Below are 22,721 nucleotides of genomic sequence, written 5' to 3' on the forward strand. Positions count from 1 at the left end.
GTGTTTCCCAAGATGCTAAAGACCCTTCGCGATAATATTCTGCCTTTGACGGTGGCGCTCTCGCTCTTGATGGAGATGGTGGACGCCACCGTTCTGGCCACCGCAATCCCGGTGATCGCGCGCGAGCTGGCCGTGCCGGTGCTGTCGCTCAAAATGGCGATGGCGACTTATCTGATCGCGCTGGCGGCCTTTGTGCCGATTTCGGGCTGGATCGCGGATCGCTATGGCGCGAAACGGGTTTTTCTGGCCGCGCTTGGGGTTTTTGCCGCCGCCTCGCTGGCCTGTGCGCTGCAAACGAGCCTGTCGGGCCTGGTCGCGGCGCGCGCGGTTCAAGGCCTTGGCGCGGCGCTGATGTCACCCGTGGGGCGCATTATCGTGCTACGCCATACCGAACGCTCCGAGATCACCCGCGCGATGGTTTACGTCACCCTGCCCGCGCTGATCGGCCCCGCCATCGGCCCGTTTATCGGGGCTTCGGTCACCACCTACCTCGGCTGGCGCTCGATCTTTCTGATCAACCTGCCGCTCGCGGCCGCCGCGATCGCGCTGACCTTGAAAGTGATGCCCAAGGATGGCCCCCCCACGGCGAAACCCTTTGATCTGACGGGGTTTGCCCTGTCGGCCGCCGGGCTTGTTGCGGCGATGACGGGGATATCGGCATTGGGCGAGCATATTCTGCCCTGGCAAGCAGCAACGGGCTTGGCGGTGGTCGGGGGGATCTTGCTGATCGTCTATGGGCTGCGCGCCTCGGGAAGACCCGACGCGCTGCTTGATCTGGCGCTATTTCGCCATCGCACCTTCGATATCGGCACGATTGGCGGGCTGATTTTTCGCCTCTCCAATGGCGCGATCTCGCTGCTCTTGCCGCTGTTCTTCCAACTTGGTCTAGGCACGACGATCATGGTCTCGGGCGCACTAAGCGGGCTGAACGCTGTGGGCGCGGTGTCGATGCGCGCAGTTGCGCCCCGTTTGCTGGATCGCTTTGGGTTCAAGCCGGTGATGGTGTTGGCCGCGCTGATCCGGGGCGTCACGATCTTCGGGTTTGCCACCGTCACCAGCATCGCTGATTGGCAACTGATCCCGCTATTGCTGATCGGCGGCGCGGCGCAGGCGGTGGTGTTCACCGCCGTCAACGCGATCTCCTATGCCGATCTTGACGCATCCGAGATCAGCACTGGCACCGCGTTTTCGGCAATGACACGGCAAATCTCGCTGGCGCTGGGCATCGCATTTGCCGGGGTGTTGCTGGAATTCACCGCAGGCACCGCAGGCGCAACCGATGGCTCAACCGCCCTGCCCCTGCACGCCTTCACCATCGCCTATCTGGCAACCGGGATGATGGGGCCGCTCTCGGCGCTCTATTTCATGCGCCTCAAGCGTGGCGATGCCGATGGGCTGCGTCGGCGCAAATCCAAACCGCTGTCGTCGTCGCGCGAACCGCAACGCCCGCCGCTGGACCGCTAGACCTCAATGCTCGGATTCGGGCAGCCCTTCGCGTGACAGCAACACCGCCAGCGGGCGCAGTGTCGGGCTTTGCGCGCAGATGATCATCATCGCCACCATGATCGGCACCGCCAGAAACATCCCCGGCAAGCCCCAGACCGCGCCCCAAAACGCCAGCGAAATGATGATCCCAAAGCTGGAAAGGCGCAGCGCATGGCCCATCAGCATCGGGTCAATCACGTTGCCGATGATGAATTGCAACACGCCGATGATCGAAAACACGCTGGCCGCCTGATAGGGGTTTTGCGTCAAGACATAGGCCGCCAGTGCTGCGATGATCGTGGCGATGATCGACCCGATCGAGGGGATGAAATTCAGCGCAAACGTGATGATCGCAACCGGCGCCGCCAATTCCAGCCCGCCAAAGGTAAACACCCCGTAAACCGCAATCGCCGTAACCCCGCTCACGGCCGCCTTGACCAGCAGATAGTGATTCACCCTGCGCATGATCGTGCCAACCGTCTTCGAGATCCGCGTGGCGCGCTCCTGATCGCCCATCAGGCTCATGAGCTTGGCATCAAACCAGATCCGCTCGGCAAACAGGAACCCGACAAACAAAATCACCAAAATCGTCGCCGACAACAGGTTCGAGGCCTGCCCCGCCAGCGTCGTCAGATAGCCCGCCACCTGAATGCGCTGCATCGATTCCAGCACCGATTGCTCGACATCCGGCCCCATCCAGCCAAACAGCTCGGCAATCGCGCGCTGCGCAGGCCCGGCATAGTTAAGGATGATCGTGATGACCGTGTTCACCTGACTGATTAACACCGCCGTCAGCGTCAGCAATCCCCCCGCAATCAGCGCCAGCGCAATCAGCGAGGCCACCCGCGGCGGAATGCGCAACGGCCCGATGCGCAACCGTCCGACCCCGTTGATCGCCTCAGATGTCAGCGAGAACAGGATGATCGCAATCGCCAGTGAAATCAGGATAAATCGCGCCTGCACTAACAAAAACAGCACCAACGCAAACGCGATGATGCCCAACAGCACATTCGTAAGCTGGCGCGGCTCACGGCGCTGATCTTCGTGCAAAGCCGAGAGGCCTTGACCGGGGCTATCCTTCATCTTCATCGCGTCCTTGATCCACCCGCGCGGGCGTGAATGAGGGCTAAACCTCATGCTAGGCCGCACAGCCCCCACACGCAACCGCCCCCGCACGCGAAATAAAATCATTTCGCGCCTCGCAAGAACTTTCGCCCCCTCTGTGCAGCTTCTGCTCAAACCCCTCTTGCATCACGTCCGGTTTTGCGGCTAAACCGCGCGTCACGGACAGTTGGCCGAGTGGTCGAAGGCGCACGCCTGGAAAGTGTGTAGGCGGGGAACCGTCTCGAGGGTTCGAATCCCTCACTGTCCGCCACTTAAACCCACTTATTGCATATGATTTCAAGGGCTTAGGCGTCATTTCAGCATTGTCGCAGGTAACACAAGAGGTTACACAGCGATGATTGTCCTGTTTGAATCGGGGTCCTTTAGGCTCATGTGCAAGCACCTACAGTTAAAAGGAAATACCTACTATTATCGGCGTAGAGTGCCGAGCGATGTCCGCAAACTGTACAAAGCTCCTGACCTGCCCCCCGCTGGTCCCTCGTTCATAACGAGAGTCTACAGGTTGGATTTTGGTAGTCGGGTTCGCCATCCTGGGCAAGCGCGCCGGGCGCGGAGCCCTCAAATTGCTCAAGCGCTCGGCGCGCTTGCAGTGGCGTCTGGTTTCCGAGCGATGAGTGCGGCCTGACGGTATTGTAGTCGTATCGCCAAAGGGCCAACTTTCGTCGGGCATCGCCCAAGGTGTCGAAGATCTCCTCGTTCAACAGCTCATCGCGTAGACTGCCGTTGAATGACTCGATAAAGGCATTCTGCTGCGGCTTTCCGGGGTCGATGTAATGCCAAGACACCTCGTTCTTGTCCGCCCATTTCAGGATGGCGCGACTGGTAAACTCGGTCCCGTTGTCACTGACAATGCAACCGGGTTTGCCATAGATCCTCACCAGCGCGTCCAATTCCCGCGCCACCCGCTCGCCCGAGATACTGGTGTCGGCCATCAGGCATAGGTTTTCGCGGCAGCAATCGTCGATCACCCCTAAGATGCGGAACTTGCGCGACGCGCCGAAGCTGTCGGATAGGAAGTCCAACGACCAGCGCGCATTTGGGTGCGCGGCTGCTGGCATTGGCGTGCGTATGCCACGGGCCCGCTTGCGCCCCCGGCGTCGCTTCACGGAGAGCCCTTCCTCGCGATAGATGCGGTAGAGCTTCTTGTGGTTCATGGTCATCCCCTTGCGTTCCAGCACGATGCCGATCCGGCGGTAGCCGAACCGACGCCGCTTGCCAGCAATCTCCTGCATTTCCTTGCGGATCTCCGGACAATCCGGCGGGCGTTGGCGCCGGACTGTCTTTGGATCGACACCCGTTGCCCGACAACACATGCTTGCATGTGTGAAAGGGGACAAGCCTGCAGGCCCGGCGCTGCGAGATGTCGTGATCCCGCATCGCCCTGAGCGCTGCCTCTCGCCGCTTGGTCAATGTCGTCAGTTCTTTCCCAGCAGGTCTTTCAGCACGACGTTGTCCAGCATGATATCGGCCAGCAGGCGCTTGAGCTTGGCGTTTTCGTCCTCCAGCGCCTTCAGCCGCGCCGCCTCGGACACCTCCATGCCTCCATACTTGGACTTGAACTTGTAGAACGTCGCAGGGCTGAGGCCATGCCTGCGGCACACCTCCGCCGTCGGCATGCCTGCCTCCTGTTCCTTGATCATCCCGATTATCTGCGCCTCGGTGAAACGGCTCTTTCGCATGTGTCTGCTCCTTCAAGGTTGGGCAGACTCTACATCACGGTGAGGGATTTCGCGGAGGGCAGGTCACCACCTGCCCCACTCTCGTTTTGAAATGGGTTGAGTCGACCTTGCAGGGGAAACAGTTTGACTGTTTCGGATGAGCGCGCAGCCGTTTCGTTCTGTTCGTCTTTTCGCGGGCCATATCTTCGTTTTGACGACGATGATTGACGCACGGAACTATTCAGGCATAGTTGCTAACGAGGTTGTGAAGTGGTCGTGAGGGAGCCATTTTTTGGTGGCTATTACGTAGTCTTTACATGCTCTCGTTGTTTGACACCGTTCTATCGCTTTCTCCTTTCATTGGAGGTTCAATGCCATGTTTCGCCATATCGCTCTAACGGCGGCACTCTTCTTTGCTCCTACACTTTGTGTCGCTCAAGATGTTTTCGGCACTCTGACAGCCACCATCGACGGCACCGAGCGCAGTTGGTTTTTGACGTCAGACGGGGAACAGAGCCAAAGCCATGCCCTGACAATCGCGGTCGCCAATACTCAGAGCTTCAGTCTTTGGGGGCAGCCCACGGCGGACACCGTCGCTGAAGCCAAAGACAGCCTGCTGCTCCAGTTCGATATCATGGCCGTTGGTGGCAACACGGTGCCGTTGAACGTGACGCTGACCTATCTCGCTGACGGTTGGGCGTCCGGCTGGCTGGCCAATGAGGCGGACCAAACCGTCTTTTCCCTATCGACGTTTAAAGAGGTCGACGGCGGCCTTCTCGTAGAAGGTAGCTTTGCCTCTACCGCTTATTATAGCGACAAGTTGGTGAGTGGGCAGGTCGACCCGTCACAGACCAAGCAGATCAACGGGAGGTTTAGTGCAACTTTGCCCGAGGCCTTGTTGAAAGTCCAATGAGAGAGGGGCCATCTCCATCTCGCCAAAAGCCCGAAAGCAGCCCACCAAACGAAAGCGAGTGAGACAATGATCAAGGCTTTTTCACTGATCTGCTGCATCGCATCCACTTTGTTGGCGTCATCCCCTGCACAGGCGGAGCCCAATGTCGCCTGTAACTACGGCTCACCCAAGGCGTGGGACAAGATCAGCCTCATGTACGTCGGCCCTTGGCAGATTACGCATCATGCGGGCTATGTGATTTCTGGTCCAATGACGATGCCTTTCCCTGCAAGTGGTGACGTCGAAACGATGCAAATCGAGATGTCGCCAAGTGGCGGGCTTGTGGGCACACACCCAGAGGCACAGCAGCCCGTTGTGTTCAGCTGGGCAGACGAGCCGCCATGGAGCTTTGAAGCCCACGCAAGCAAAGACGGCGTTCCTGCGCCCATGCTGTCGTCAACGGACGTTGAGATGTTAATGGGATGTGGTGTCGAAAACCTTGCCCGCCTGATCGGTCGCACACAGGCCACGATTGATGGCGTGACGATGGAAATGACAATGCGGTTGATGGTCGTCGGGCCTGACCAGATGTATGGCATTTTTCACACGTCAGCCGTCGTGAAGGGTATCCCTGTCAAAAGTTGGCGCGCCGTGACTCTAACGCGCTGACAAGTTGCAAGGGATGCGGTGATGAACAGATAGAAACAGACGGTGACCGGCGTGATGTGACGTCAATAAATAAGGGTCTATCTATTGCTTGTCGTCGCGGGCATCGGCCTTGGGACGCTCAAGATGTCCGCCTATCGCAAGGCGATCGTATTCTCGGACAGCGGCATCAAGGTGGTCGGTGAAGTGGTAATCCCCCCATTTTTAATGGGGCTCAGCCGTAGAATTCAGGCGGCTGTTTTCAGTTTCATTGCGGGTGGTATGCCGCCGATGCCCATGTTGGGTCGCTCGTTGTTGTAAGTCCAGAGCCATTGCGTTGCTTGATCTTGTGCTTCCTCAATGGTTTCAAATATGTATTAGCTGAGCCATTCGCCCCGAACCGTGCGGTTGTAGCGCTCGATATAGGCGTTCTGTTGGGACTTCTGAGTGACATCATCTTGTCGGTCTTCCTAATAAATATCACCCTCCCAACATACCGAGCTAAAGGTTGAACGGCGCAATGACGGTCGAGGTGGTCTAGGCGTTTGTAAGGTGCCTCATGGCTTGACATCCGTCATGGTGTGCTCATTGGACTGCACCGTGGACGGGCTAAGTTCGTTGTAAACATGGACCACCGCGCGCAACTCCTCCCATAGCGCACTGCCGAGGAATGGCGGATCTGGCAGCGGATCGTCAGCGCGTCTGAATTGTTCGGCCAGCTCCGGATTATCAAGATCGATGCGTTCGTGATAACTGACGGAATGTCGTCCTTCTGGCCGCAGGCGCTTTGAAGGAAACCACGTGATGAATTCATCGCGGTCGCTGTCGTTCTTGACGCTGTGGACCTGTGCCCAGTTTCCGTTGGTCCAGAAGAAGATCTTGTCCATTGATTGATCGCGCTCATACAGCACGACTTTCACGTAGACTGTCAAATTGTGCTCCACTTCGAACTCAGTGAATTCGATGTCGAACTTTAGCTCAAGTTCGCTTGACTGCGGTGAGCGGCTTAGCGCCACCGGACCCTGGATCGTAGCCATGGCATCCCTCATTTCGATTCAATGTCGGTTGAAAGCAACTATAGCACAATTTGCCGACATTGGCGCGCAAGATGAAAGCTTTGCGCGTCGGGCAAGTGATCAACCTGCGCCAATCGGCGGAAACACCCCTTGGACTTCGGTCGCGGCTGGATGAAAGTTCAGTGGTAAGTCAACATCTCAACGCGCCAGTATGCCCGTATCGTGTGGTCTTGGGTTTCGTCCATCTGGCTGGACGTGACTTCGCCCTGACAAAGTGGAAGTCGACCTTGATCTTTACCGCCTCGATGGCATCGTGCAGTCGCCCGCTCATGAAAATACGTTTATCCAGCTTGCTCTTAAGCCACAGATCCGACCCCTTCAAAGCGTCGTCTGTCCCTACGATGTCATCATCCTCGATTATGCAGGTGTCCCATTCGCCGTAGCCATCGATCGCGGCACCTCATTTACCTTGCGCACCGTGTTCCGTGACAAGGCCTTTGCCGAGGGTGAATCATGTGCCGCAAACCAAGTCTACGATCCTACTATTTCAGTAACGCGTTAGCTCTCTCTCTCGATCCGCGTGCCGGCTTGGCCGTCGAGGATGGCCAAAGCGTCATCAAGGCGACCAATACCGGTGAAGCCTCCGGTCAGGGCGAAGTCACGTCCAGCACTGACCTTCGGACCCATCGACCCTGGAGGCGCCCCAAGCCTATCGACCTCCGGCGGGGTCAACGTGGTAATCCGCGCAGCTTTTGGCGTTCCGAAGTCGCGATAAACAGCATCGACATCGGTCAGCAGCAAAAGCGCATCCGCGCCCAATTGTCGGGCTAGCAAGGCGCTGGCGGCATCCTTATCAATCACGGCCTCAACCCCGACCAAGCTGCCATCGTCGCGTTGCACCACCGGAATGCCACCGCCGCCTGCGCAAATGACGATCACCCCTTGGTCCAGAAGCAATTTCAGCACGCGCAGGTCGGGAATGTCGACAGGCTTGGGGGAGGCGACGACGCGGCGCCATTTTTCCCCATCTGCGGCAATCGCCCAGCCCGCGGCTTTGGCGCGCGCTTCGGCTTCGTCGCGCTCATACACCGGACCGACAAATTTCGTCGGTTTGCCAAAAGCCGGATCGCGCCGATCGACCACAACCTGTGTCAAAAGCGTCGCCACGGGTTGATCATGGCCGAGGGCGTTTTCGAGTTCTTGTTCGATCATGTAACCGATCATGCCTTCAGTCTCAGCGCCCAGCACGTCCAGCGGATAGGCCTCATCTGGTTTGTAAGATGCACCTTGCAGCGCCAAAAGCCCGACCTGCGGCCCGTTGCCATGGGTGACGACCAAACGGTGCCCTGCCCGCACGAGCGCGGCCAAAGCCTCAGCCGCGCGTTTGACATTGGCCCGTTGCGCCTGCGCCGTCAGCGGTTCGCCGCGTTTGAGTAGGGCATTGCCGCCCAAAGCCGCCACCACCAGCATCTCAGCCCCCTAACGTGGCGACAAGCACCGCCTTGATCGTGTGCAGACGGTTCTCGGCCTGATCGAAGACGATTGAGGCGGGGCTTTCGAACACCTCCTCGGTCACTTCCATGGCGGAGATTCCGAACTCGGCCTTGATTTCGGCCCCAACCGTCGTTTCGGTATTATGGAACGCGGGCAGACAATGCATAAACCGCACGCGTGGGTTGCCGGTTTTCGCCATCAAAGCCGCATTCACCTGATAGGGCGTCAGCAACTTGATGCGCTCGGCCCATTTCTCCTTCGGCTCTCCCATCGAGACCCAGACGTCGGTGTAAACGAAATCAACGCCCTTCACCGCCGCGTCGATGTCATCGCTGATCATGATCCGCGCGCCGGTCTCCTTGGCCAGGGCCTGTGCCTCATCTTGAATGGCCTGCGTAGGCCAGCATGCCTTGGGCGCGCACAGCCGCACATCCATGCCCAGCTTGGCACCGCCAATCAGCAGGCTGTCACCCATATTGTTGGCCGCATCACCGACAAACACATAAGACACTTGGTGCAGCGGCTTCTCGACATGCTCTTGCATGGTCAGGAAATCCGCAAGGATCTGGGTCGGGTGAAACTCGTTTGTCAGCCCGTTATAAACCGGAACGCCGGAATATTTCGCCAGATCTGCCACGATCTCTTGGCCAAAGCCGCGGTATTCGATCGCATCATAGATCCGCCCCAGAACACGGGCGGTATCCTTGACGGATTCCTTGTGGCCCATGTGGTTGCCCGTCGGGCCCAAATAGGTGACGCGCGCGCCTTGATCATAGGCGGCGACCTCAAATCCAACACGGGTGCGCGTCGAGTCCTTCTCAAAAATCAGGGCGATGTCCTTGCCCTGCAATGTTGCCACCTCGGTTCCCGCATATTTGGCGGTCTTGAGGTCGGCGGCCAGCTTTAGCAGGAAGCCAATTTCGCGCGGGGTGTAATCGCGCAGCGTCAACAGGCTGCGGTTTTTCAAATTGAAAGCCATTTGAGCGGTCCTTTCAGATTAAAGTGCGTCGCGGATGGTCGGGCAGCTCATGCAATGCCCGCCGCCACGGCCCCGGCCAAGCTCGGCGCCCGGAATCGCCAAAACCTCGATCCCGACGGCTTTGAGGGCCGCGTTGGTATCGTCATTGCGGTCATAGCCCACCACCACGCCCGGGCGCAGCGCCAGCACGTTGTTGCCATCATTCCACTGCTCGCGGGCGCGTTCTTCTTCGGTGTTGCCACCCGTCGGCACGATTTGCAGTTTTTTATAGCCCAGCACCTCGGCCACGATGTCAAAAATCGGGCGCGGGTCGTGGCGGAACGACAGCGGAGCGTCGCCCTCGCCGGGTCGAATGTCATAGCAGACCAGTTCATCCGCGACTTCCTTGAAGGTCGTCACCACATCGCCGCCGCAAAGGGTAAAGATGGTATCAAGGTGCATCGCCGCGCGCGATTTCGGGATGCGGAACGCCAGAACGCGGTCCACGACGCCTTTGGCAAAAAGCGCTTCGGCCAGTTGGCCAATCCCTTGCGGAGACGAGCGCTCGCCCATCCCAACCAACACGGTGCGCTTGCCCACCGGCATCACATCGCCGCCCTCTAACGTGGCCAACCCGTGTTCCTTGGTGGGATCACCCCAATGGATGCTAACTTTGCCTGCGAATTTTGGATGGTATTTGTAGATCGCAGTATTGAGCAGCGTCTCGGGACGTCGCGCCGCCCAATACATCGGGTTGACCGTCACGCCGCCATAGATCCAGGCGGAATTGTCGCGCGTGAACAGGGCGTTGGGCAGAGGCGGCAAGATTAGGCCGTGATGCCCAAGATAGCTGCCAAAGAGGTTCTCGGGTGCGAAAGGCAGGTCATCTGCCGCCAATCCACCCAGCAGATATTCGGCCAATTGCGCGCCGGGTAGCTCATCCATCCACGCGCGCAATTCTTCCTGCATGCCCACGCCGACATGATCGGGCGTCACCCGCTGATCAAGCACAAAGGCGCGCCCCTCTGCACTTTCTAACGTTTCGGCCAACAGATCGTTGACGTCCAGCACCTCGACACCTTCATCGCGCATCACGTTGGCAAAGACGTCATGGTCCTTTTGCGCCTGTTTCACCCAGAAGACATCGTCAAACAACAGCTCTTGGCAGTTCGAGGGCGTCAGTCGGCGATGCGCCAGGCCGGGGCGGCAGACAATGACCTGCCGCAGTTTGCCAGTTTCGGAATGGACACCCAGTTGCGTATTCGTAGTCATTTTATTGCTCCAAGCTGATTGGGTTTCACAGCGCGCTGATCGCGCCTGTCCACATCTCATAGGCGGCCACGAGTGCGGCGATGACGATGCCAATGCCGATCCAGGCTTCGACGCCCGCGAAAGGTTTTTCACCGTTTTTCGCACGCGCATACCAATAGATTGGCACACCGGCGGCATAGAGGATTGCGCACATCAGCAGGTAGGCAGGCCCCGCCGCATAGACCAGCCATGCGCCATAAACAGTCGCCAACCCGCCATAAAACATGTCCCGACCACGCCGTTCACCTGTTTTGTAGCCCTCACCACTGAGCGCCAGTTTGAACGCATAGGCGCCCGACAGCACATAGGGCACCAGAATGGCGGTCGAGGCGATGTAGAACAACGCAAGATAGGTTGAGTTTGCATAAAGCGTGACGATCAAAAATATCTGCACGAAGATGTTGGTGATCCACAGCGACCCGGCAGGCGAACCGTTCTTGTTTTCCGTTGCAAACACGGCAGGCAGCATGCCCTCTTTGGCCGCGCGATAGGGAATTTCCGCAGCAAACACGGTCCAGCTAAGAAACGCGCCTGCAACCGAGATCACAAGCCCGATGCGCACGACAACCGAGCCCCAAGGGCCGACCGCTTGCTCAATCACATTGGCCATCGAGGCCGCCGCCGGAAGACCCGCCAGTTCCGTCTGACTCATCAGGCCAAACGACAAAAGCGAGACCAACAGATAGGCCGAAAGGGCAATCACAAAGCCGATGATCGTCGCGCGCCCGATATCCGCGCGTTTCGCGGCGCGCCCCGAGACGACGCTCGCCCCTTCAATCCCGATGAAGACCCAAAGCGTGACCAGCATTGTGCTTTTGACCTGATCCACGATGCTCCCCAGATCTGGCGTCTGCATGCCCCAGAAATCAAAGCTGAATTTCGGCATATTGAATGCGACGGCCACAAGCACGATGAACAACGCGATTGGCGCCAGCTTGGCGATGGTTGTGACGACATTGATGATTGCCGCCTGCCGAATGCCCATCAGGACCAGAGCATGGGTAACCCAGAGAACGACTGATGCGCCGATGATAGCCTGCACTGTGTTCCCTTCGGCCCCGAAGGCCGGATAGAAATAACTCAGCGCACCGAAGATCAGCACGACGTAAGAGACGTTGCCCAGCCACGCGCTTAGCCAATAGCCCCAAGCGCTGTTGAAGCCGACGAAATCCCCGAAACCGGCGCGCGCATATGCATAGGGCCCGGCATCAAGGTGCGGTTTGCGCGTTGAGAGGCCCTGATAGACGAAGGCCAGCGCCAGCATGCCGACGCCCGTGATTAACCAGCCGATGATGACCGCTCCCGGAGACGCGCCCTTGGCCATGTTTTGGGGCAAGCTGAAGACTCCGCCGCCGATCATTGACCCTACGACCAACGCGATCAGGGGTATCAAACCTAGTTTTCGGGATGTCTTTTCTGCCGGCACTGATGCCGGACTCGTTTCGGTAACGCTCATAGCTGCATTCCTTTGATCAGATATGAATTGCTGATGCCCACGGGCACTTGCGCGAAGCTTCTCTGGTCAGGGCAATGAATGAATCGCGGTTGCGCGTGCATTTTGCCGGCCAGTCGATCTTCTACACGCGCAACGTTAAGCCGCGTCGAGCCGCGTCGTATTGACACAGATCAATAATTTCGATGATTGCACCCCCACGCACAGATACGACGTCGCTTTCGCCTCGCTTCCGGTCTCGATCTTCGCGACCGGCAGTAAACTCCGCGTTCCCGTCACCTGACCGATTGCAATGCAGCGCCGCGTTGCCAATGTCTGATTTAAGGAAGCTGCCCTGCGGCATCGAGGGTTGAGATGAACGGCAGCAACGGGCCGGAACAGGCATGTCTCATCCCGGGAGGCGGCGCGTTTGACACGGCGGTCCAGTTTCAGAAAGTGCTGATACAGACCCGGACGCGCATCGAGCAGCGTGATCAAAGCATGCGCCAGAACCTCATCCATTTCAAGCATCGGACGACCGAGGCCGTCATAGCTGCCATGCTGCACTGTCTTGGGCAGACGAAGGCCGAAGATCTTCAATGGCCCGCGCCCTTCGTTGGCCAGATCGATTGTCTAGTTGAGCAATGCTTTGCGGGTGCTGAGTAAAGCACGATCGCCATGTGCTTCCCTGCCCTTCATGTGAACCGGGCTGAACCAGCCGGCGCGCAGAACATGGGCAATTCTACGCGCGTCGTTCCTGTCGGTCTTTTTGCGCATCTCTGAAAGGGCAGCGTTTACTTGGCGGGCTTCTATGCAAACAAAATCAAAGGCTTCGCTGGTCAGCTCATAAAAGAGATGCTGGCCCAGCGTGCCAGCCTCAAAACCGATGCGCGCAACTGTTCAGACAATCCGCAATAGCGTCGACCTCACACAGTAGATCCTATGCCAGCACGACCTTGCCCTTGGCGTCGACGACACAAATGGCGCATGAGCGCAGAAATACATCCAGACCGGCAAAATACTCCATTGTTCATCTCCCTTGTTCATAGCCTTCCTGTGATCTTAACGGGAGCTCAACCTCTCAATAGGGGCAGCCCAATTACGCATGCTTCGCGCCGTAAGCGTTGATGGACATAATCAGCGGTGAGCTTGGTAAATGCTACATCGCGAATGGGAATGTCATCGGACGCATAAAGACGCTCTGTCGCGACGATACATCGGAAACTCAACGCGATCTCAACGTCAAATACTCCGGCAATCCGCTTGCCCCTCCCTGCGCTTCGGTCTTTAACGAATGGTGCAACGACATCCGCGCGGCTCCCGGTCTGCGCAGGTCAGGGCCAAAGGGATATCACATTGCTTTTCTTCACCATCTGGCCCCTTTTTGCACTGATCTGCCTTGGCTATCTCCTTGCCCGGAGTGGCTTTCCTGATCCCGGATTTTGGCCCGCCGCCGAACGGATCAACTATTTCCTGCTCTTCCCGGCCCTTCTGGTCAGCAGTCTCGCCAATGCCCCCGTCCGCGACCCACAAGTGCTACGTCTGGGCGGTGCGGCCGTCGCAATCATTCTGTTCGCCGCACTCGCCTTGGCCCTGATGCGACGCTTTCTCCCCATGCCCGCCGCCCGCTTTGGCCCACTGCTACAAGGCACGGTGCGCTTCAACACCTATCTGGGTCTGGCCATCCTTACCACTCTGGTCGGACCCGTGGGGATCGAACGGGCGGCGCTTTACCTTGCCATCGCGGTGCCCTTGGTCAACGTCCTGTCAATCATGGCCCTGACAGAGGCCGGTCAGGCCCGCACCCCCCTTTCCATGTTCGCCACCATGGCGCGCAACCCGCTGATCCTGGCTTGTCTGGGGGGCATCGCGCTGGCGCTGACCGGATGGGGCCTCCCCTTCGGCACCGGGCGCTTCCTTGACGTCCTGGCGCAAGCCAGCCTGCCGCTTGGCCTGCTTTGCGTGGGGGCCGCCCTGCAACCTGCCACCCTGCACCGCGACGGGTTAATCCTGGCTGCAACCGGCGCCCTGCGCCTTCTGTTTATGCCTCTGCTCGCCGCGCTCATGGTGCGCGCCGTCGGCCTGAGCGGCGTCGAAGCGCTGGTGCTGATCGTTTTCTCAGCCATCCCCACGGCCCCCACGTCCTATGTGTTGACCCGGCAATTGAACGGTGACGGCACGCTAATGGCAGGTATCATCACCTCGCAGACCATTGCCGCTATCGCCACAATTCCTCTGGTCCTGTGGGTCCTAGGCCCCTGACGCCGGCCGATACTTTTGCACGCCCGCCGACATGCGCTCCCCCCGTAAAATCACGCCAGCGGATGATCGTGTTTGCCAGCGCTCGCCCCTCAAGCGTCGCGCCGCATCAGGTAGATATCCATCACCCAGCCATGTTTCGCCCGCAAGGCGCTGCGCGTGGCGACGATCTGCGCGCTCACCGCACTCAGCGGACCTGCGATCAGCGCCTCTTGCGGCATCGCCACACACCCACCCCACCAGATCGAGAGTCCCTCGGGGTCCAGAACCTCAAAGGCGCACCCGCCATCCAGCACAACAACCACCGTTTCGGCACCGGGCGGCCAACCCTGCGCACGCAATTGCCGCCCTGTGGTGATAATGACCGATGCACCCACCGCGTTAAGCGGGATCGCATGCGCCGCACATAGCGCCTGAATCGAGGTGATACCGGGGATCACGCGGGGTGTTAGCGGCAGGCGTTTTCCCAGCCGTTCGGCGATGCGCAGACTACTATCGTAAAGCATCGGATCGCCCCAAATCAACAAGGCCACCCGCCCCGCCGGATCAGGCCCCAGTGCTGCGCGGATCTGATGTTCCCAAGCGGCGGCAATCGCGTCATGCCACTCAGATACGCCCGCGCGATAAGATGGGTTATCGGCATCGCGCAATGGCAGGTCAAACTCCACCACCTGCGTCGCCGCATTAGCCAAATGACGCGCCAGAAGACCGCGCCGCAGCTCGGCAAGGTCGGTTTTCTCAGGCCCCTTCAGCGGGATCAGGATCAGATCGGCGGCGTTCATCGCCTGCACGGCCTGTGCTGTGACATGATCGGGATTACCGGTTCCAATCCCGATCAGGGTAAGTTCGATCATTTCTGTGCTCCGAAAAAAAGGGGGCCGAAGCCCCCTTTATAATGCGCGTCCGCAGCGGGTCTCAGGCGAACAGGCGTGGGGTCACCCAACCCGTGCCCTTGAGCGCATGCAAGCGTTTGGCCACACCAAGAACCGCAAGGTCAATCAGCGGTTCAAGCAGGATCACCGACATATAAGCGACGCCGAACGTCATGACCTGACCAATCTCGGCAAAGCCCTGACCATACAACGCCCAGAACGCCACCCAGCCAACGATGCCGCCCTGATAAGCCGTGGAAAGTGCAAGCGCCTGCGTATATTTGAGATCGACATAGGCGGTGCCCGGCGCGATCACACGCTTGGCAAGATATTGCAGCCCGAACAGCGGCACCAGCAGCGTGGTCACGTTCATACCGTATTGCGGCAGATCGAACTGCGCGAAAAACACGCCCTGAACAAGCAGCCCCAGCGCCAGACCAATCGCCGCAGGCGCAGCCCCCAGTATCAGGAACAAGGTCGAGCCAAGGATCAGGTGAACCTCGGAGACGCCAACCGGATAATGCGGCAGGATCTCGAAAAAGGTGAACACCAAAACCGTCGCGATCAACGAGCGCAGAACAAGCGAGCCAAGCCCTTGTTGACGCATCGCGGTATAAGCCATTTTGAGCGTAAACACCCCCGCAGTCGCAGCGGTTGCGTAGCTAAGAATAAGTTTGGCGCCCGTGACGACGCCCGGTTCGATATGCATATCTCTGGTCTCCTTGCCGTCACACCCGACGGCGGTTTGAGTTGACCTGATGGCCGGTTTCCTGGCTCGCGGGTCGAGGCGACACTCTACCTTCCCAAGGGTTGCCCCCCAGTGGTCTTTCAGAGCGCGCTCGCCGCATACAGTCGCGGGGGCGGCCGGGGCTTTGGGTGCCGCAACTTGGTCCACCCTTCCCCGTTCCCGATTGAGCCCTGCGCTTTGCGCATCATTGGGCACCAAACAGGCATTTAGATAGACGCGAGCGCGGCCCCCGCGTCAAGCCCGCATATCGCGATTTCCTCCTGTGTCTCGGCCAATGGTCCATACAGGATCAGGGCGGGTTGATCGGGGCGATCCCGGGCAAGCTGATCGGCCAGCGCGGCGATCGTGCTGCGCTGCAAGCGTTGCTCGGGATGGCCGACAGCCTCGGCAAGCAAAGCTGGCGTATCCGGCGACATACCCTGTGCAATCAGCCCCTCGGCCAGCTTGGGAAAGGTGCGCTTGCCCATGTAGACCACCGTCGTCGCCCCCGGATCGGCCAGTGCCGCCCAGTTCAGCGCCTCGGGCAGATCGCCCGTTACATCCGCGCCGGTTACAAACTGCACCCGCCGCGCCGTCAGCCGCCGTGTCAGCGGAATTCCCGCCGCCGCCGCCGCCGCGCAGGCCGAAGGCACCCCGGGGATCACCTCATAGGCGATCCCGGCCGCGTCCAGCGCGATCATCTCTTCTTCGAGCCGCCCGAAAATACCGCAATCGCCCGATTTCAGCCGCACCACCCGCGCCCCCGTGCGAGCGTGATCCACCAACAAACGATTGACGTGATCTTGCTTGACCGAGGTGCGGCGCGCGCGTTTTCCCACGGCGATCAGCTCGGCGCGCTCCCCGGCATGGCCAAGAACAGGCCCCGAGGCGAGATCGTCAAACAGCACCACATCGGCGCGTTGCAGCCGATCAACGGCTTTCAGAGTTAACAGTTCAGGATCTCCGGCCCCGGAAGAAACGAAAGAGACGAACTCGCTCATAGGCTGGCCTCCGCAATAAAGTGAAAGAATGTGCCGCTGACATGCCCACCACCGTCGGCCTTGCGCCATGACCCTGTTTGCACCGCCGCCGCGCCGTTGGCGTCGCAAACCTCGGCCAAGGGCGCATCGGGCTGCGACAGGATTGTCGCATAATGGAACTCATGCCCACGCAGGCGCGCGCCAACCGCATGCCCCGGGACCGGTGCGGCCAACCGCGCCAGACGGTAGCCCAAATTCATCTTGCGCTTGGCAAAACTGGTCTCAAGCCCAAGCAGCCCCAGCATCTCATGGCGTTGCCCCTGCGCATCAACTAAGCCCGCCCCCAAAGCCATGTAGCCGCCGCATTCTCCGTGAACGGGCCGGGTTTGTGCGAACCGCTGCAGGCCCGATCGCAGGGTCGCACTGGCCGCCAACCGTCCGGCATGCAGCTCGGGATATCCCCCCGGCATCCAGCAGCAATCCGCGCTATCATCAGGCCCTTCGTCAGCCAGGGGGGAAAACGGCAAGATGGTTGCGCCCGCCGCGCGCCAGCCCTCGATCAGATGCGGATAGACAAAGGAAAAGGCCGCATCGCGCGCCAAAGCAATGCGCATACCGGGCGGGCAGGACGGGCGGACTTGGGCGGCCTCAACCTGCCCGCCCCGCGCCGCTGCGACAATCGCATCAAGGTCACAATATTGGGCAACCACCTCCCCCGCTTGGGCCAAAAGCGCCTCCAGATCGGCGGTCTCCCCGGCCTGCACCAGCCCAAGATGGCGTGAAGGCAGTTCGATCCCGACTTGGCGCGGCAAGGCCCCAAGCACCGGAATATCCGCCTGCGCAAACCCCGCGCGCACCAGCGCATCATGGCGCGGCGAAGCCACCTTGTTCAGCACGACGCCCGCGATCTGCACATCGTCGCGAAACCGCGCCAGTCCCTGCGCCACGGCGGCCGCACTTTGGGCCTGCCCGCTCACATCGATCACAAGGATGACTGGCCAGCCAGCCAGCGCCGCAACATCCGCGCTCGCCCCTACCCCGGTTTCCCCCGGCAGCGCGACGCCGTCAAACAGCCCCATCGAGCCTTCGGCCAGTGCAATATCAGCCTCGCGATTGGTCAAGTCGACAATCTGCGCCGGCGTCATGGCCCAGCCATCCAGATTGAACGATGCCCGCCCCGCCGCCACCGTGTGGAAGGCCGGATCAATGTAGTCGGGGCCGCATTTGAAGGGCTGCACCGCCATTTCACGCGCGCGCAGCGCCGCCATCAGGCCCAGTGTGAAAGTCGTCTTTCCCACGCCCGAGGCCGCACCGGAAATCACCAACCCCCGCGTCATGCGCCACCCTCGGGGAAACGCGGATTGGTGCCAATGGGGCGATACCTGCGATCGTAATCACCTGCATAAAGCCGGCTTTCATCGAACTCTTGCGCCCCGATCGAGTGCCCGACAAGGATCAACGCGGTGCGCTCCATCTCGCCACCCACCGCCGTTTCCAACGTGCCCAGCGTCGCGCGCACCACCCGCTCGTCGGGCCAACTCGCCCGCCAGACCACGGCCACGGGACACTCTGCGCCGTAATGCGGACTCAACTCGGCAACGACCTTGTCCAGCACATGCACCGACAGGTGGATCGCCAGCACCGCCCCCGTGCGCGCAAAATTTTGCAGGCTCTCGGTTTCAGGCATTGCACTGGCGCGCCCCGACACCCGCGTCAGCACCACCGATTGCACGACGCCCGGCAAGGTCAGCTCGGCCCCAAGCGTCGCGGCAGCGGCGGCAAAGCTGGGCACGCCGGGTGTCACATCATAGGGGATATCGAGCGCGCGCAGACGCCGTAATTGCTCACCCATTGCGGACCAGACCGACAAATCGCCCGAATGCAGCCGCGCCACGTCTTCGCCCGCGCGATGCGCCGCCGCGATCAGATCGATAATCTCGTCAAGGCTCAACGGCGCTGTATTGACGATGCGCGCCCCTTGCGGGCAATGCGCCAGCAACGCCTCGGGCACCAGCGAGCCCGCATAAAGACAGACCGGACTGGCCGCGATCAGATCGCGCCCGCGCAGCGTGATCAGATCCGCCGCCCCCGGTCCGGCTCCGATAAAATGCACCGTCATGTTGTCTCTCCTTGTGCAACGGCGATACTGACGCCGCCGATAATCCTGCGGGTCTGGCACAGTCGCGCGCCCGGCCCTGCGGCGCACAATGCGGCGGCTTCTGCGACAGATCCGGTGTCATAAGCAGCCAGCGCGGCCTGTGATTGCGTCGGGGTTGGCACGCCTGCCACATCGACGCCAATCACCAGCGCCTCGGGCAGCAAGGCAGTCAGCGCGCGCGCCTTGGCCGCAGCCGTAGCAATGGCGTCAAACGGCCCGACCTGTGCCAGCGCCTGAAGCAGCGCTTCGGGTGTCACCTTGCTACGAAATCCAAGCCCCACGACTGTCATCGGACGTCTCATCGTGTCACCGCCCACTGCACGAGCGGGCGCGCGCTGACCCAGCCGCGCATCCGCCCGAGCGGCGCGGCCTGCGAAATTTCAAGCCGGGTTAGCGTGCCGCCATGACGCGCCTGCAAATCCAACAACAGGGATTCAGTTTCCAGCGTCACCGCATTGCTCACAAGCCGCGCACCGGGCGCAAGATACCCCCAAAGCGCCTCAAACAGCGCCGCCGAGCCGCCCCCGCCAACAAAAATAGCATCGGGTGCGGGCAAATCGTTGCCCAAGACCTCGGGCGCCTGCCCCGTAATCAGCGTAATCTGGCGCGACAAGGCGAAAGTCTCGATATTGGCGCGGATATTGGCGCAGCGATCCGCGCGCGGTTCAATCGTAATCGCGCGCCCGCCTGCGAGGGCCCATTCAACCGAAACAGATCCAGAACCACCCCCGATATCCCACAGCATTTCGCCCCGGCGAGGTGCCAGCGCCGCAAGGGTCAGCGCGCGATGCGGCGATTTGGTGATCTGTCCGTCATGGGCAAAAAGATGCTCGGGGCGACCGGGAACGCAGGGCAACCCGGCGCCGCGCGCCAGGTCCGACCCGTCCAGCGCCACGGCAACAGGCGTGGCGATATCCCCAAGCACAAAGCGATCCGCGCGGGTCTGACGATGGCGCTCTTGCGGGCCGCCAAGCCGTTCGAGCACATGCATCTGCGCCGCGCCAAAGCCCTGCGCACTAAGCCAATCGGCCAATGCGGCGAGCGCGGTTTCATCGCGCAGCGTGGCCACGATCCGCGCCCCGCGATGCAGATGCGCGCCAAGCGTTGCAAACCCCGCCGCATGCAGCGCCAGCGCCCGCGTCTCTTCGATGCGCCAGCCAAGGCGCGCACATGCCAGCGACACGACACCCGCCACCGGATGTGCGCGCCATTCCCCGGGTGCAAGTCGCTGCGCCAGCAAGCTGCCCGCGCCAAACCAGAACGGATCGCCCGAGGCCAGCACCACCACCCGCTGCCCACGCAGCGCCAACACCGGCGCCAGATCAAACGGAACGGGCCACGGGCGGCCTCGCGCGCCAGCATCTGCCAGGGCCAGATGACGCGGCCCGCCAAAGACCACCTGCGCGCGCGCAATCGCATCGCGACTTGCATCTGACAGCCCGCGCAGGCCATCTTCGCCCAGACCGATCACGTCCAGCCAAGGATCAGACATGACGCGCCTCTTGCTGCTTGGCGGCACCACTGAAGCCAGCCAACTGGCCCGACGCCTTGCCGATGAACCGATTTCGGCCGTTTTCTCTTATGCCGGGCGCACGCAAAGCCCGGTGGCACAGCCACTGCCCACACGCATCGGCGGGTTTGGTGGCCGCGACGGTCTGGTCGCGTATATCCGCGCGCATCAGATCACCCATGTGATCGACGCAACCCACCCGTTCGCCGCCCAGATCAGCCGCAACGCAATTGCCGCTTGCGCGCAGACCGGCACGCCACTGTTGGCGTTCGAGCGCGCCCCCTGGCAGGCTGGCGCGGGCGATCGCTGGCATCATGTGCGCGCTCTGCAAGACGCGCCCGATGCCCTGCCCGAATCCTCGGCGCAAGTGTTCCTTGCGATCGGAAAACAGCATCTTGATCTGTTCGCCGCGCATGCACAGCACCACTATCTCGTGCGATTGGTAGACCCGCCAGACGCGCCCCTGCCCCTGCGCCACGCCGAGGTGGTGATCGCGCGCGGTCCGTTCACCGAAGCGGACGACAGCGCCTTGCTGCGCGCCCATGCGATCACCCATATCGTTGCGAAGAATTCCGGCGGCAGCGGCGCGCGTGCCAAGTTGCTTGCGGCGCGCGCGCTGGGGATCGAGGTGATTATGATCGACCGCCCCACCCTGCCCGCGCGCGAAATCCGCGACAGCGTCGATGGCGTCATGAGCTGGCTGCGCGATCATGCCCCTTCCCCCGCCAACGTAACCCCGCGCGGCGTGTAAACCCACTCTCCGACGCGGCGCGTGGCGCTGTTGCCGACAAGAACAACCGTGCGCATATCCGCCATTTCGGGCGTGGCGTGCGCAAGGGTGACAACCTGAACCGTTTCTTGCGGCGTCGAGACGGCGCGCGCGAACACGATCAACCGATCCGGCCCGCATTCTTCGCGCAGCAATTCCAGCACGCGCGCGAACTGATGCGGGCGCGCCTTTGAGCGCGGGTTGTAAAAGGCCATCGCAAAATCGCCGCGCGCCGCGTGACGCAGCCGGTGTTCGACCAGATCAAAAGGCTTGAGATTGTCGCTAAGGTTGATCGCGCAGAAATCATGGCCCAGAGGCGCCCCCACACGCGCCGCCGCCGCAAGCATCGCGGTGATGCCGGGCAGAATACGAATGTCGGTTTGCGCAAAACCGGGACTGGCCTCAAGCTGTTCAAACAGTGCCGAGGCCATGGCGAACACCCCCGGATCGCCCGAAGACACGATCACCACACGCTGACCTTGCGCGGCCATTTCCAGCGCGTGACGGGCACGCTCCAGCTCTACCCGGTTGTCCGAACCATGCAGGCGCAACCCCGAACGCGGTGCGATGCGCGCGACATAGGGGCTATAGCCCACGATATCGGTGGCTTGATCCAGCGCGACGCGCACCTCGGGCGTTACCAGATCTTCGGCCCCCGGACCCAGCCCGGCCACAACGACCCAACCGCTCATTGCGCAGCCTCAACCCGTTCGGGGCGACGGCCATGGCCATGCACCAGCACGATCGCGAAATAGGGACAGTCGTGATCCTCGGTCTCGATCAGGCGCGCGATACGCTGATCGGTCATCGTGCCACGCTCGACCAGCCAGGCCTGCGCGAGCCGTCCAGCGCGAGCCAATGCACGCTTGATCTTGGGCAGGTTGCGCCCGGTTTTCATCACCACCAGCGCATCCGCGCCCTGCATATGCGTCACCAGTTGGTCTTCGGACATCGACCCCATAAGCACCGACATCACATCATCGCCCCATGTCATCGGCTCGCCCGTCGCAGTCCAGCAGCCCGTCATGCCGGTGATGCCGGGGATGACCTCGATCTCGAGCCGCTCGCGAAGACGGACATAAAGATGCATGAACGAGCCGTAGAAAAAGGGATCGCCCTCGCATAGCACCACCACGTCGCGGCTTTGCGCAAGCGCGGTCAGCCGCGCCGCCCAATCATCGTAAAAGGTAGCGAGCAGGCGGATATAGTCGGGGCTGTCAAAAGGGATCTCGGTGGTGACGGGATATTCCATCGCGTGCTCGCAAACATCGCTTGCAAGCATCCCCTCGACGATCCGGCGCGCTTGACCAAAGCGACCCTTTTTGCGGAAATAGGCTATGTCGCTGGCACCGCGCACCGCGCGCTCGGCGCGACGCGACATCAGGTCGGGATCGCCAGGACCAAGCCCTGCACAGATGATACGTCCCATG

Annotated in this window: 23 protein-coding genes, 1 tRNA gene, 3 pseudogenes and 1 riboswitch; of the genes and pseudogenes, 9 read left to right on the forward strand and 18 right to left on the reverse strand. The window is 60.9% G+C overall.

The annotated features are described in order from the left end of the window. Nucleotides 1-12: 12 nt before the first annotated feature. Nucleotides 13-1,464, forward strand: coding sequence for an MFS transporter (locus DT23_RS05590; protein WP_156023867.1), 1,452 nt, complete (start codon nucleotides 13-15; stop codon nucleotides 1,462-1,464). Nucleotides 1,465-1,467: 3 nt separating this feature from the next. Here the strand turns inward: DT23_RS05590 and DT23_RS05595 are convergent, their stop codons facing one another. Then, the gene (locus DT23_RS05595; RefSeq protein WP_081846943.1) at nucleotides 1,468-2,568 is read right to left on the reverse strand and encodes an AI-2E family transporter; all 1,101 of its coding nucleotides are present in this window, start codon (nucleotides 2,566-2,568) and stop codon (nucleotides 1,468-1,470) included. Between the two features lie 202 nt (nucleotides 2,569-2,770). On the opposite strand from DT23_RS05595, the gene DT23_RS05600 reads away from it, so the two are divergent. Both DT23_RS05600 and DT23_RS20295 read left to right on the forward strand, forming a co-directional pair. Next, nucleotides 2,771-2,860 (forward strand) — tRNA-Ser (locus DT23_RS05600). A 120-nt stretch (nucleotides 2,861-2,980) separates the two neighbouring features. Then, a pseudogene (locus DT23_RS20295) lies at nucleotides 2,981-3,052 on the forward strand (DUF6538 domain-containing protein); the annotation flags it as partial. A 40-nt stretch (nucleotides 3,053-3,092) separates the two neighbouring features. Here DT23_RS20295 and DT23_RS05605 read toward each other — a convergent pair. Beyond that, a pseudogene (locus DT23_RS05605) lies at nucleotides 3,093-4,289 on the reverse strand (IS3 family transposase). Between the two features lie 355 nt (nucleotides 4,290-4,644). Here DT23_RS05605 and DT23_RS05615 point away from each other — a divergent pair. From DT23_RS05615 to DT23_RS05625, 3 genes are all read left to right on the forward strand, one after another. Beyond that, nucleotides 4,645-5,181, forward strand: a complete 537-nt coding sequence (locus DT23_RS05615) for a hypothetical protein (protein ID WP_038129200.1) — start codon at nucleotides 4,645-4,647, stop codon at nucleotides 5,179-5,181. A 66-nt stretch (nucleotides 5,182-5,247) separates the two neighbouring features. After that, a complete protein-coding gene (locus tag DT23_RS05620) occupies nucleotides 5,248-5,829 on the forward strand; it encodes a hypothetical protein (protein WP_038129202.1) in 582 nt (193 codons plus the stop codon). Nucleotides 5,830-5,952: 123 nt separating this feature from the next. Next, nucleotides 5,953-6,126, forward strand: a complete 174-nt coding sequence (locus tag DT23_RS05625; RefSeq protein WP_156023868.1) for a hypothetical protein — start codon at nucleotides 5,953-5,955, stop codon at nucleotides 6,124-6,126. Here DT23_RS05625 and DT23_RS18925 read toward each other — a convergent pair. Next, nucleotides 6,054-6,248: pseudogene (locus DT23_RS18925) on the reverse strand (integrase core domain-containing protein); the annotation flags it as partial. The gene DT23_RS05625 and the pseudogene DT23_RS18925 sit on opposite strands and share 73 nt — an antisense overlap. 114 nt (nucleotides 6,249-6,362) lie before the next feature. Further along, complete coding sequence (locus tag DT23_RS05630) at nucleotides 6,363-6,842, reverse strand: hypothetical protein (protein ID WP_038129207.1); 480 nt, start codon at nucleotides 6,840-6,842, stop codon at nucleotides 6,363-6,365. A gap of 253 nt (nucleotides 6,843-7,095) precedes the next feature. On the opposite strand from DT23_RS05630, the gene DT23_RS19690 reads away from it, so the two are divergent. Then, nucleotides 7,096-7,383: a hypothetical protein gene (locus DT23_RS19690; protein WP_162177182.1), complete on the forward strand. Its 288-nt coding sequence runs from the start codon at nucleotides 7,096-7,098 to the stop codon at nucleotides 7,381-7,383. On the opposite strand, the gene arcC is transcribed toward DT23_RS19690, so the two are convergent. From arcC to DT23_RS19955, 5 genes are all read right to left on the reverse strand, one after another. After that, on the reverse strand, nucleotides 7,380-8,291 hold the full coding sequence (arcC, locus tag DT23_RS05635) for a carbamate kinase (protein WP_038129210.1): 912 nt from the start codon (nucleotides 8,289-8,291) through the stop codon (nucleotides 7,380-7,382). The two genes, DT23_RS19690 and arcC, sit on opposite strands and share 4 nt — an antisense overlap. Nucleotide 8,292: 1 nt before the next feature. After that, nucleotides 8,293-9,294 (reverse strand): ornithine carbamoyltransferase, encoded by a 1,002-nt coding sequence (locus tag DT23_RS05640; RefSeq protein WP_038129213.1) that lies wholly within the window; start codon nucleotides 9,292-9,294, stop codon nucleotides 8,293-8,295. An 18-nt stretch (nucleotides 9,295-9,312) separates the two neighbouring features. Further along, nucleotides 9,313-10,545 carry an arginine deiminase gene (locus DT23_RS05645; RefSeq protein ID WP_038129214.1) on the reverse strand — a complete coding sequence of 411 codons (1,233 nt, stop codon included), beginning with the start codon at nucleotides 10,543-10,545 and terminating at the stop codon, nucleotides 9,313-9,315. Nucleotides 10,546-10,570: 25 nt separating this feature from the next. Beyond that, entirely contained in the window at nucleotides 10,571-12,040 is a 1,470-nt protein-coding gene (gene arcD, locus DT23_RS05650; protein WP_051697070.1) for an arginine-ornithine antiporter, read from the reverse strand. A gap of 135 nt (nucleotides 12,041-12,175) precedes the next feature. Continuing rightward, complete coding sequence (locus DT23_RS19955; protein WP_240473554.1) at nucleotides 12,176-12,616, reverse strand: hypothetical protein; 441 nt, start codon at nucleotides 12,614-12,616, stop codon at nucleotides 12,176-12,178. A 756-nt stretch (nucleotides 12,617-13,372) separates the two neighbouring features. Between DT23_RS19955 and DT23_RS05660 the strand changes: the two genes are divergently transcribed. After that, nucleotides 13,373-14,278 (forward strand): AEC family transporter, encoded by a 906-nt coding sequence (locus tag DT23_RS05660; RefSeq protein ID WP_038129219.1) that lies wholly within the window; start codon nucleotides 13,373-13,375, stop codon nucleotides 14,276-14,278. A gap of 89 nt (nucleotides 14,279-14,367) precedes the next feature. Here the strand turns inward: DT23_RS05660 and cobF are convergent, their stop codons facing one another. The 7 genes from cobF to DT23_RS05695 all read right to left on the reverse strand — a co-directional run bounded on the left by cobF (nucleotide 14,368) and on the right by DT23_RS05695 (nucleotide 20,504). Further along, on the reverse strand, nucleotides 14,368-15,129 hold the full coding sequence (gene cobF, locus DT23_RS05665) for a precorrin-6A synthase (deacetylating) (RefSeq protein WP_038129222.1): 762 nt from the start codon (nucleotides 15,127-15,129) through the stop codon (nucleotides 14,368-14,370). Nucleotides 15,130-15,190: 61 nt separating this feature from the next. Next, nucleotides 15,191-15,856 carry an energy-coupling factor ABC transporter permease gene (locus DT23_RS05670; protein WP_038129223.1) on the reverse strand — a complete coding sequence of 222 codons (666 nt, stop codon included), beginning with the start codon at nucleotides 15,854-15,856 and terminating at the stop codon, nucleotides 15,191-15,193. A 34-nt stretch (nucleotides 15,857-15,890) separates the two neighbouring features. Continuing rightward, nucleotides 15,891-16,109: riboswitch (cobalamin riboswitch) on the reverse strand. After that, the gene (gene cobA, locus DT23_RS05675; RefSeq protein WP_051697071.1) at nucleotides 16,102-16,875 is read right to left on the reverse strand and encodes a uroporphyrinogen-III C-methyltransferase; all 774 of its coding nucleotides are present in this window, start codon (nucleotides 16,873-16,875) and stop codon (nucleotides 16,102-16,104) included. (Overlaps the previous riboswitch by 8 nt.) Next, nucleotides 16,872-18,191, reverse strand: coding sequence for a cobyrinic acid a,c-diamide synthase CobB (locus DT23_RS05680; RefSeq protein WP_038129227.1), 1,320 nt, complete (start codon nucleotides 18,189-18,191; stop codon nucleotides 16,872-16,874). The genes cobA and DT23_RS05680 overlap by 4 nt, the downstream gene beginning before the upstream one ends. After that, on the reverse strand, nucleotides 18,188-18,973 hold the full coding sequence (gene cobM, locus DT23_RS05685) for a precorrin-4 C(11)-methyltransferase (protein ID WP_038129228.1): 786 nt from the start codon (nucleotides 18,971-18,973) through the stop codon (nucleotides 18,188-18,190). The genes DT23_RS05680 and cobM overlap by 4 nt, the downstream gene beginning before the upstream one ends. Then, the gene (locus DT23_RS05690; protein ID WP_240473555.1) at nucleotides 18,970-19,314 is read right to left on the reverse strand and encodes a cobalamin biosynthesis protein; all 345 of its coding nucleotides are present in this window, start codon (nucleotides 19,312-19,314) and stop codon (nucleotides 18,970-18,972) included. Before DT23_RS05690 ends, cobM begins: the two co-directional genes overlap by 4 nt. Further along, the gene (locus tag DT23_RS05695; protein WP_038129233.1) at nucleotides 19,311-20,504 is read right to left on the reverse strand and encodes a bifunctional cobalt-precorrin-7 (C(5))-methyltransferase/cobalt-precorrin-6B (C(15))-methyltransferase; all 1,194 of its coding nucleotides are present in this window, start codon (nucleotides 20,502-20,504) and stop codon (nucleotides 19,311-19,313) included. The genes DT23_RS05690 and DT23_RS05695 overlap by 4 nt, the downstream gene beginning before the upstream one ends. Here DT23_RS05695 and DT23_RS05700 point away from each other — a divergent pair. Next, nucleotides 20,503-21,273: a cobalt-precorrin-6A reductase gene (locus DT23_RS05700; protein WP_038129236.1), complete on the forward strand. Its 771-nt coding sequence runs from the start codon at nucleotides 20,503-20,505 to the stop codon at nucleotides 21,271-21,273. The genes DT23_RS05695 and DT23_RS05700 overlap by 2 nt on opposite strands. Here DT23_RS05700 and cobJ read toward each other — a convergent pair. Then, a complete protein-coding gene (cobJ, locus tag DT23_RS05705; RefSeq protein ID WP_038129240.1) occupies nucleotides 21,231-21,983 on the reverse strand; it encodes a precorrin-3B C(17)-methyltransferase in 753 nt (250 codons plus the stop codon). The two genes, DT23_RS05700 and cobJ, sit on opposite strands and share 43 nt — an antisense overlap. Next, nucleotides 21,980-22,720, reverse strand: a complete 741-nt coding sequence (locus DT23_RS05710; protein WP_038129243.1) for a precorrin-2 C(20)-methyltransferase — start codon at nucleotides 22,718-22,720, stop codon at nucleotides 21,980-21,982. Before DT23_RS05710 ends, cobJ begins: the two co-directional genes overlap by 4 nt. Nucleotide 22,721 lies beyond the last annotated feature (1 nt).

Origin of the sequence: Thioclava indica, from assembly GCF_000714545.1 — a bacterium.
GTDB lineage: Bacteria > Pseudomonadota > Alphaproteobacteria > Rhodobacterales > Rhodobacteraceae > Thioclava > Thioclava indica.